Source organism: Corallococcus sp. AB018, from assembly GCF_003986945.1.
GTDB lineage: Bacteria > Myxococcota > Myxococcia > Myxococcales > Myxococcaceae > Corallococcus > Corallococcus exiguus.
On sequence record NZ_RAWR01000020.1, the window covers coordinates 59984 to 68501 of the forward strand.

Genomic DNA, 8518 nt, shown 5'->3' on the forward strand with positions numbered 1-8518 from the left:
CGCCGCGCGTGACCGGACCGACCCCGCTGGCCCTGAAGGTGGTGCCTCCCCGTCCCAACGAGGACCGGCGGGCCGTCCTGCGCGAGCTGTATGTGAAGTATGGCGGCAGCGTGCGTGAGCGCTGCCGCTACCTGCTGAAGGACGCGAGCCGGGCGGAGGACGCGATGCATGACGTCTTCGCCCGCGCGCTCGTGCACGGGGAGTCGTTCCGGGCGGAGGCGTCTCCGCTGACGTGGCTGATGAAGATCGCCACGCACCACTGCCTCAACCAGCTGCGCTCGGAAGGGGCGGCGTGGAGGAAGTGGTTCGCGCGGGACGAAGCGGCCCGTTCAGAGGGCCATGGCGGCGCGGACGCGATGGAGACGCGAGACCTGGTGCGCAAGCTGCTGGCCCGGGTGGACGCGGAGACGCAGGCGGCGGCGATCCACTACCACGTGGATGGGATGACGCTGGAAGAGGTGGCCGCGGTGCTGGGGCGTTCGGTGCCCACGGTGCGCAAGCGGCTGGAGCAATTCGCGGAGCTGGGTGGAGAGGAGCTGAGCGTCCGATGAGCGCGCACGAGTCGAACTGGACATTGCGCCGCCTGCACGCCGGTGAGTTGCCCACCCACGAGGCGAGCCGCGTTCGGGAGCATGCGGAGGCGTGCGAAGCGTGTGGAGCGACGCTGAGGTCCTTCGCGGATGCGCAGGCCGCGTTCGAGGCGGAGGTGCCCTTCGAAAGTTTCGAGGCTGGCGTGGAGCGGGCCCGTGCGCGGCAGGCTTCGAGAGAGCCGGCGACGCGCGCGCAGTGGGTCCGGCCGCTGATGGCGGTGGCGGCATCCGTGGTGGTGCTGGTGCTGGCGCGTCCGCTGCTGGAGACCGGTGGCAGGACGGATCCGACCCAACCGCTCGCCGCGGGCAATCGCATCAAAGGCGGCGCGGGCGCGGAGCTGCGAATCGGTGGAGGCGTGGATCCGCAGCGGGTGGCGAGCACGGAGGCGCCGGAGACATTGCAAGCCGGTGAGCGCGTGCGGCTGGGCTACACGGCGGATGCGTTCCGCTACGTGGCGGCGCTGTCGGTGGATGCGCAGGGCGAGGTGACGCCGCTGTATCCGGAGTCCGGGGACAGCCTCGCGGTGGAGCCGGGCGCGGGGCAGCACTGGCTGCCGGAGAGCGTGGAGTTCACCGGCGCGGGTGCGGAGCGCGTGGTGCTGGTGCTGACGGACGCGCCCGTGTCCATGGACGCGCTGAGCGACGCGGCCCGGAAGTCCTTCGTCGCGGCGGGCCGGGACGTCACCCGCATGGCCCCGCTGGACGTGGCGGGCACGCAGACGCAGTGGATCTTGCTGAAGCCATGAGCGACGGCCCCGTGAAACAGGTGCTCGCTCCCGTGGCGGCCTGGGCACGGGCCCTGGGCTCGGCAATGCGGGCGTCGATTCCAGCGCTGGTGCTGGCCTCCACCGCCGCGCACGCGGACACGCTGCACCGCTTCGCGCTCATCGCCGGCAACGACACGGGCGGCGCGGACACGCGGCCCTTGAGCTACGCGCGCGACGATGCGCGCAAGATGCACGACCTGCTCACGCGGCTGGGCGGCGTGTCCCCAACCGACGCGAAGCTCCTTCTCGACGACGACGCGAAGGACTTCCTCGTCGCGCTGTCGGAGCTGGAGCAGCGGGCCCGCGCGGCCCAGGCTCGCGGCGAGCGCACCGCGCTGTTCGTTTACTACTCCGGCCACGCGAAGGACGGCGCGCTGCGGCTGGGTGATTCGCGGCTCGCCTTCGATGCGCTCAAACGCCGGCTGGCAGACGCGCCGGTGGACATCCGCATCGCCATCCTCGACTCCTGCCGCTCCGGTGCGCTCACCCGCACCAAGGGCGCGCGCAAGGCCCCGGCCTTCGACGTGGAGTCCGGCGCGGCACGCGATGCTCGGGGCGTCGTCATCCTCACCTCCAGCGCCGCGGACGAGGACTCGCAGGAGTCGGACGCGCTGGGCGGCAGCTACTTCTCCCATCACCTGGCCAGCGGCCTGCTGGGAGACGCGGACCGCAGCGGCGACGGACGCGTGACGCTCTTCGAGGCGTATTCGCACGCCTACGCCCGCACGGTCGCGGACACGGCCGACAGCAGCGCGGGCCCCCAGCACCCCACGTTCAGCTACGACCTCGCCGGCAACGGCGACCTGGTCCTCACCGACCTGCGCGCGAGCGCCGAAGGCCTGGTCGTTCCCGGCAACGCCCCCGCGGGCTCCTACTACTTCGTGGATCCAGGCGGCCTCGTGGTCGCGGAGCTGGACAAGGCCGTGGACACCGAGCGCCGCGTGGCCCTGGCCCCCGGCACCTACCGCGTGAAGCGCCGGCTCAGTGACCGGCTGCGCATCGGAGAGGTGGAGGTCGCTCGCGGACGCACGACCATCCTGCAGGAGCCGCGCTTCAAGGACGCGCCCTTCTCCGACGACCCCGTGAAGGGGGCGATGCTGAACAAGGGCGCGTGGTGGGCGTTCGGCCTCACCGGCGGCTTCCAGTCCTTCTTCGACCCCCAGACGCGCCAGTCCCTCTTCCTGTCCGTGCCCCTCTTCGGCGCGGAGGCCGAGCTGCACGACTACTTCCGCCGCGACTGGGTCTGGGGCTTCGATGCGGCGGTGGGCGGCACGAACGGCGTGCTGACACTGCCCACGCTGGCGGGCCCGGCGTACCGCTACTCCGTGGTGAACGTGGGCACCAGCCTCACCGCCGAATGGCCCGTGGGCCGCTTCTCCCCCTTCGTGGGCGTTCGCGTCGCGTACCTCATCATGGGCCGCAAGTTCGACGACGCGGCGTTCCCGGATCAACGCTTCGCCATGGTGTCTCCGGGCCTGGCGACGGGCGCGAGATTCCAGCTCACGCGCAAGCTGAACCTCACCGCGCGCAGCCGCCTGCAGTACCTCCAATACACCGTCGACGCGCAGCGCTCCCTGGGGTTCTGGGAACTCGCCGCGCTCCTCACGTACCAGCCATGAGGGAGCACGTGATGCGAACCTTTGCCCTGGCCCTCCCCTGTCTCCTCGCGGTCGCGTGCGGCGGCGATTTCTCCAACGACGACCTGGAGTTCCAGAACGCCCTGCCCCAGCGCGAGGACCTGGCCGCGAAGCTGCCGGACAGCGCCCGCGCCGGCCAGGGCCTGGGCACTCGCGCCCAACGGCTGAGCGCGTCGCAGGTGCTGGGCGGCACGTCGCCTCTCGCCCTTCAGGCATACCAGGCGGGCACGCAGTTCAACACCAGCGTGGACGGCCTGCTCTCCCTGCTGGAGCTGTTCCGCAACGCCCCGCCCACCACGCGCGAAACCGACCAGCGCATCTGGGGCCCCTTCCCCTCCGACGACCACCCGGGCCACGAGCTGCGCTTCGTGATGGAGCGCCAGGGCGCCTCCTTCGCGTACCTCCTCCAGTTCCGTCCCCAGGGCGGTGGCGAGGACGCGTGGTGGACCTACCTGCCCGGAACCTTCAAGGCGGACGGCGGCATCCGCAAGGGGACCGGCACGCTCGCGTTGGACCTCAAGGCGGCCCGTGCGCACGGCTTCGACACGGGCGACGCGAAGTCCTTGGACCGGCTGGACATCGACTACCAGACGAAGGCGCTGCCCACGCGCGTGGAGCTGCTCTTCACCGGCGCGGGCGCCGCGACCCCGAACACCCGCTATGCGTCGCGTCAGACGCCCGAGGGCCTGGGGGAGATGGCGTTCCGGTTGCCGAACACGGACCTGATTCCCGGCGGGCTCCTGGAGACGCTGGACATCCTGGCGCGCTGGACGCCGGATGGCCGGGGCGTGCTGGTGCTCAACATCCTGGACGGGGACGCGAAGGGCGCGCAGTACACGGAGTGCTGGGACACCCGGACGCGCATCACCTTCATGCAGCGAAACTGGGACTTCATTACCCCCACCGAGGGCGACCGCCGCACCTGCCCGGACGTGTCCGCGCTGGACCCGAAGCCCTGAAGAGGCCGCCCGGGCTTAGGGCCGGACAGCAGCCGGGCGGACAGTCCCTGGCCGTTGGAAGGTGACGCGCGGGGTGGATTCTCTATGCTGGCGGCGGTTTCCCGCGCCCCCATGCCCAACTCCTCGCTTCTCACCGTCTTGAAGAGCCGGCGCGTCTGGCTCCTGATGGCCGTCGGCTTCGCGTCCGGCCTCCCCCTGTGGCTGACCGGCGTCACGCTCTCCGCGTGGATGAAGAACGAGGGGGTCAATCTCAAGACGATTGGCATCTTCAGCCTGGTGGCGCTGCCCTACACCTTCAAGGTGCTGTGGGCGCCGCTGATGGACCGCTACACCCTGCCCTTCCTGGGCCGGCGGCGCGGTTGGATGCTGCTCACGCAGGTGCTGCTCATGGGCGCCATCGCCGCCATGGGCCTGGTGAACCCGAAGGACACCCCGCTGGCCATGGCGTGCATGGCGGTGGTGGTGACGTTCCTGTCCGCCAGCCAGGACATCGTCGCGGACGCGTGGCGCACGGACATCCTCACCCTGGAGGAGCGCGGGCTGGGCAACTCGCTGTACGTCACCGGCTACCGGCTGGGCATGCTGGTGGCGGGCGGGCTCGCGTTCATCCTGTCGGATCACCTGGGCTGGTCCCAGACGTACTACGTGATGGGCGTGCTCATGGGCGTGGGCGTGGTGGCCACGCTGCTGGCCCCGGAGCCCCAGAGCGTGCGGCCTCCGCGCAACCTGGCGGACGCGGTGGTGCGGCCCTTCGTGGACTACTTCCGCCGCGAGTACGCGCTGGGAGTGCTCGCGTTCCTGGTGCTCTACAAGCTGGGGGATGCCATCGCCGCCAGCATGGTGACGCCCTTCTACATCGAGCTGGGTTTCTCCAACACGGAGATTGGCACGCTCAGCAAGACGCTGGGCATGGTGGCCACCATCGGCGGCGGCCTCTTGGGCGGTGTGCTGATGGTGAAGCTCAGCATGCGCCGCGCGCTGTTCATCTTCGGCGCCGCGCAGGGCCTCACCAACCTGGCCTTCATGGCGCTGGCGCTGGTGGGCAAGAACGACCTGATGCTCGCGGCCACCATCGCCGTGGACAACGTGTGCACGGGCCTGGGCGTCACGGCGTTCGCGGCCTTCATCATGTCGCTGTGCCACAAGAGCTTCAGCGCCACGCAGTACGCGCTGCTGTCCGCGCTGGGCACCATCGCCAACCGGCTCATCGGCTCCGTGTCCGGCTACCTGGCCACGTGGATGGGCTGGCCCACCTTCTTCGCCTTCACCGCGGCGGCGGCCATCCCCGCGCTGGTGCTGCTCACGTTCCTGCCGGAGAACGCCGCCCAGCCGAAGGAAGACGAGCCCCCCGCGCCCGAATCCGTCCCGCCCGCGTCGTCTTCCGCGGCCTCCGTCGCCGTGGCGCGCTGACAGCTTCCGGACACGCATCCCCGTCCCGACAGCCCGCGACCCGCCCGCTACTGGACGGAGCGCGTCAAGACGGGTGAGGCGCGCGACAGGGCCACGACTTGGGCTCCCCTCTCAGAGCGCGCGCGGCTAGGGTTGCCTCGACATGGCCCACCCTTCCGCTGGCAAGCCCCTTTCGCGCGACCTGCTGATCAATCCCGAGAAGCTGCGCGCGCAGTACTACGACGACACGCCCGACGCGTCCGTGGCCGAGCAGCGCGTGGCCTTCGGCACCTCCGGTCACCGGGGCAGCGCCGCGCGCCGGAGCTTCAACGAGGCGCACATCCTCGCGGTGGCACAGGCCCTGTGCGAGTACCGCAAGCAGCAGGGCTACGACGGCCCGCTGTTCCTGGGCATGGACACGCACGCCCTCTCCGAGCCCGCCCAGCGCACCACGCTGGAGGTGCTGGCCGCCCACGGCGTGGAGGTCCGCTACACGGACGGCGCCACGCCCACGCCGGTCATCTCCCACGCCATCCTCACGTACAACCGGGGCCGCACGAGCGGGCTCGCGGACGGCATCGTCATCACCCCGTCCCACAACCCGCCAGAGGACGGCGGCATCAAGTACAACCCGCCCAACGGCGGCCCAGCCGACACCAACGTCACGTCGCTGGTGGAGAAGCGCGCCAACGAGCTGATGGCCTCGGGCAACAAGGGCGTGCAGCGCGTCCCCTACGAGAAGGCGCGCGCGAGCGCCACGGTGAAGCCGTATGACTTCATCACCCCGTACGTGGCGGACCTGGCGAACGTGGTGGACCTGGACGTCATCCGGGGCGCGAAGCTGAAGCTGGGCGCGGATCCGCTGGGCGGCTCCAACCTGAACTACTGGGAGCCGATCGCTCGGAAGTACGGCCTGGACCTCACGGTGGTGAACCCCACCGTGGACCCCACCTTCGGCTTCATGCCCGCGGACCATGACGGGAAGATCCGCATGGACTGCTCGTCGCCGTACGCGATGGCGAACCTGGTGAAGCTCAAGGACCAGTACGCGCTCGCGTTCGGCAACGACACGGACTCCGACCGCCACGGCATCGTCACCCGCAGCATGGGGCTGATGAACCCGAACCACTACCTCGCGGTCGCCATCAACTACCTCTTCCGCAACCGCCCGGGCTGGAAGGCGGACGCGGCGGTGGGCAAGACGCTGGTGAGCAGCAGCCTCATCGACCGCGTGGGCAAGGACCTGGGCCGCCGCGTGGTGGAGGTGCCGGTGGGCTTCAAGTGGTTCGTGGACGGCCTCCTGGACGGCTCGCTGGGCTTCGGCGGCGAGGAGAGCGCGGGCGCGTCCTTCCTGCGCAAGGACGGCACCGTGTGGACCACGGACAAGGACGGCATCATCCTGGACCTGCTCGCGGCGGAAATCCTGGCGCGCACCGGCAAGGACCCCGGCGAGCACTACCAGGAGCTGGCGAAGAGGTTCGGCGCGCCGCTGTACACGCGCATCGACCAGCCGGCCACGTCCGCGCAGAAGGCCGCGCTGAAGAAGCTGTCGCCGGAGGCGGTGAAGGCCACGTCGCTCGCGGGCGAGCCCATCCTCCAGCGCCTCACGCGCGCGCCGGGCAACAACGCGGACCTGGGCGGCCTCAAGGTGACGACGGAGAATGGCTGGTTCGCCGCGCGTCCGTCCGGCACGGAGGATGTGTACAAAATCTACGCGGAGAGCTTCCGCGACCAGGCGCACCTGGACGCCATCGTCCAGGAGGCGCGCGCCATCGTCTCAGAGGCGTTCGCCGGAAAGTAGGCGTGGACTCTGGCGCCTCGCGCGGGCTTCGATGCCGCGCGAGGAGCCCCACCGCCCATGGAAGTGAAAACCATCCTGCAGTACGTGCTCGCGCTGTTCATGGTCGTGGCGGGGGTGAACCACTTCCTCAAGCCCCGCATGTACATGCGCATCATGCCGCCGTACCTGCCCCGGCCCCGGGAGCTGGTGCTGCTGAGCGGCGTGGCGGAGGTGCTGCTGGGCATCTTCCTGCTGGTGCCCGCCACCACGCGGCTCGCGGCCTGGGGCCTGGTCGCGCTGTTCGTGGCGGTGTTCCCCGCGAACATCTACATGGCCCAGCACCCGGAGCAGTTCCGGAAGATTCCCCGGGGCATGCTCTGGGCGCGGCTGCCGCTCCAGGTCGTGCTCATCGCCTGGGCGCTCTGGTACGTCTGAGCACGCCGGAGCCTCGTCAGCGCCAGAGCGGCGCGTGGTCCTCGATGTACTGGCGCACCGTGCGCGTGGGACGGCCCAGCAGGTAGGTGAGCGTGGGGTCCACCTGCTCCGCCTTCCCGAAGCGAAGCCCCACGTGCATCAGCGTCTGCATGCCCAGCTGGCCCCATGACAGCCGGCGCTGGTGCAGGTGGCGCACGTAGCCGGGCACCGACGCGGGCACGTAGCGGATGGGCCGGCCCAGCACCTCCGACAGCACGGACGCGACTTCCTCGAACGACACCGCCTCCAGGCCGGTGAGCGTGAAGGCGCGGTTGCGCAGCGACGTGTCCAGGAGCGCCCGCGCCGCCACCTCGCCCACGTCGCGCACGTCCACGAAGGCCACCTTGCCGTGGCCCGCGGGCATGTAGAGCCGGCCGTCCTGGCGGATGTCCTCGCGGTACGCGTCTCCCAGGTTCTGCGCGAAGAACGCCGGGCGCAGCAGCGTCCACCCGACGCTGGAGCGCATCAGGTGCTCCTCCACCGCGTGGTGCGGCGCCCACGCGCGCGTCTCCGCGCCCGCCATGGACAGGAACACCACCTGCTTCACGCCCTGCGTGGCGGCCGCGTCGATGAACGCGTTGAGCGTCCCTTCCGCGTGGGCGATGGCGGGCGGATGCATCAGGAACACGCCCCGCACGTTCTCCAGCGCGGGGAGGAACGTCTCCGGCCGCAGGAAGTCCAGCGGCGTCGGCATCACGTCCCCGTCCATCTCCTTGAGCAGCGACACCGTGTGCTCCGGCGACTTCACCGCCGCGCGCACCGCCACCCCTTCGGCCAGGAGCGCGCGCACCACCGCACGCCCCACGTTGCCCGTGGGCCCCGTGACGAGCACCGGCCCACTCACCACGGCCAACCCTCCGCAACCCGCCGGACCCGGCCGGCGCCAGACGACGCTCCTGCGCTCATGCGGAACTCCTCCCAC

At 70.7% G+C, this 8518-nt stretch carries 8 protein-coding genes; 7 read left to right on the plus strand and 1 reads right to left on the minus strand.

Translation table 11 applies throughout. The features are described 5' to 3' along the window. Positions 1–8 precede the first annotated feature (8 nt). From D7Y11_RS07080 to D7Y11_RS07110, 7 genes are all read left to right on the plus strand, one after another. Positions 9–551 (plus strand): RNA polymerase sigma factor, encoded by a 543-nt coding sequence (locus D7Y11_RS07080; RefSeq protein WP_233607217.1) that lies wholly within the window; start codon positions 9–11, stop codon positions 549–551. Continuing rightward, positions 548–1336, plus strand: a complete 789-nt coding sequence (locus D7Y11_RS07085) for a DUF4384 domain-containing protein (RefSeq protein WP_126933308.1) — start codon at positions 548–550, stop codon at positions 1334–1336. The genes D7Y11_RS07080 and D7Y11_RS07085 overlap by 4 nt, the downstream gene beginning before the upstream one ends. Next, positions 1333–2976 (plus strand): caspase domain-containing protein, encoded by a 1644-nt coding sequence (locus D7Y11_RS07090; protein WP_233607218.1) that lies wholly within the window; start codon positions 1333–1335, stop codon positions 2974–2976. Before D7Y11_RS07085 ends, D7Y11_RS07090 begins: the two co-directional genes overlap by 4 nt. Positions 2977–2987: 11 nt before the next feature. Continuing rightward, positions 2988–3953 (plus strand): hypothetical protein, encoded by a 966-nt coding sequence (locus D7Y11_RS07095; RefSeq protein WP_126933309.1) that lies wholly within the window; start codon positions 2988–2990, stop codon positions 3951–3953. Positions 3954–4064: 111 nt separating this feature from the next. Next, positions 4065–5363, plus strand: coding sequence for an AmpG family muropeptide MFS transporter (locus D7Y11_RS07100; protein WP_121752421.1), 1299 nt, complete (start codon positions 4065–4067; stop codon positions 5361–5363). 142 nt (positions 5364–5505) lie between these two features. Next, positions 5506–7143 (plus strand): phosphoglucomutase (alpha-D-glucose-1,6-bisphosphate-dependent), encoded by a 1638-nt coding sequence (gene pgm / locus D7Y11_RS07105; protein ID WP_126933310.1) that lies wholly within the window; start codon positions 5506–5508, stop codon positions 7141–7143. A gap of 57 nt (positions 7144–7200) precedes the next feature. Further along, complete coding sequence (locus D7Y11_RS07110; protein ID WP_121760816.1) at positions 7201–7557, plus strand: DoxX family protein; 357 nt, start codon at positions 7201–7203, stop codon at positions 7555–7557. Positions 7558–7573: 16 nt separating this feature from the next. Here the strand turns inward: D7Y11_RS07110 and D7Y11_RS07115 are convergent. Continuing rightward, positions 7574–8518 (minus strand): SDR family oxidoreductase (locus tag D7Y11_RS07115; protein ID WP_233607219.1); only part of this gene is annotated, 945 nt, incomplete at its 5' end.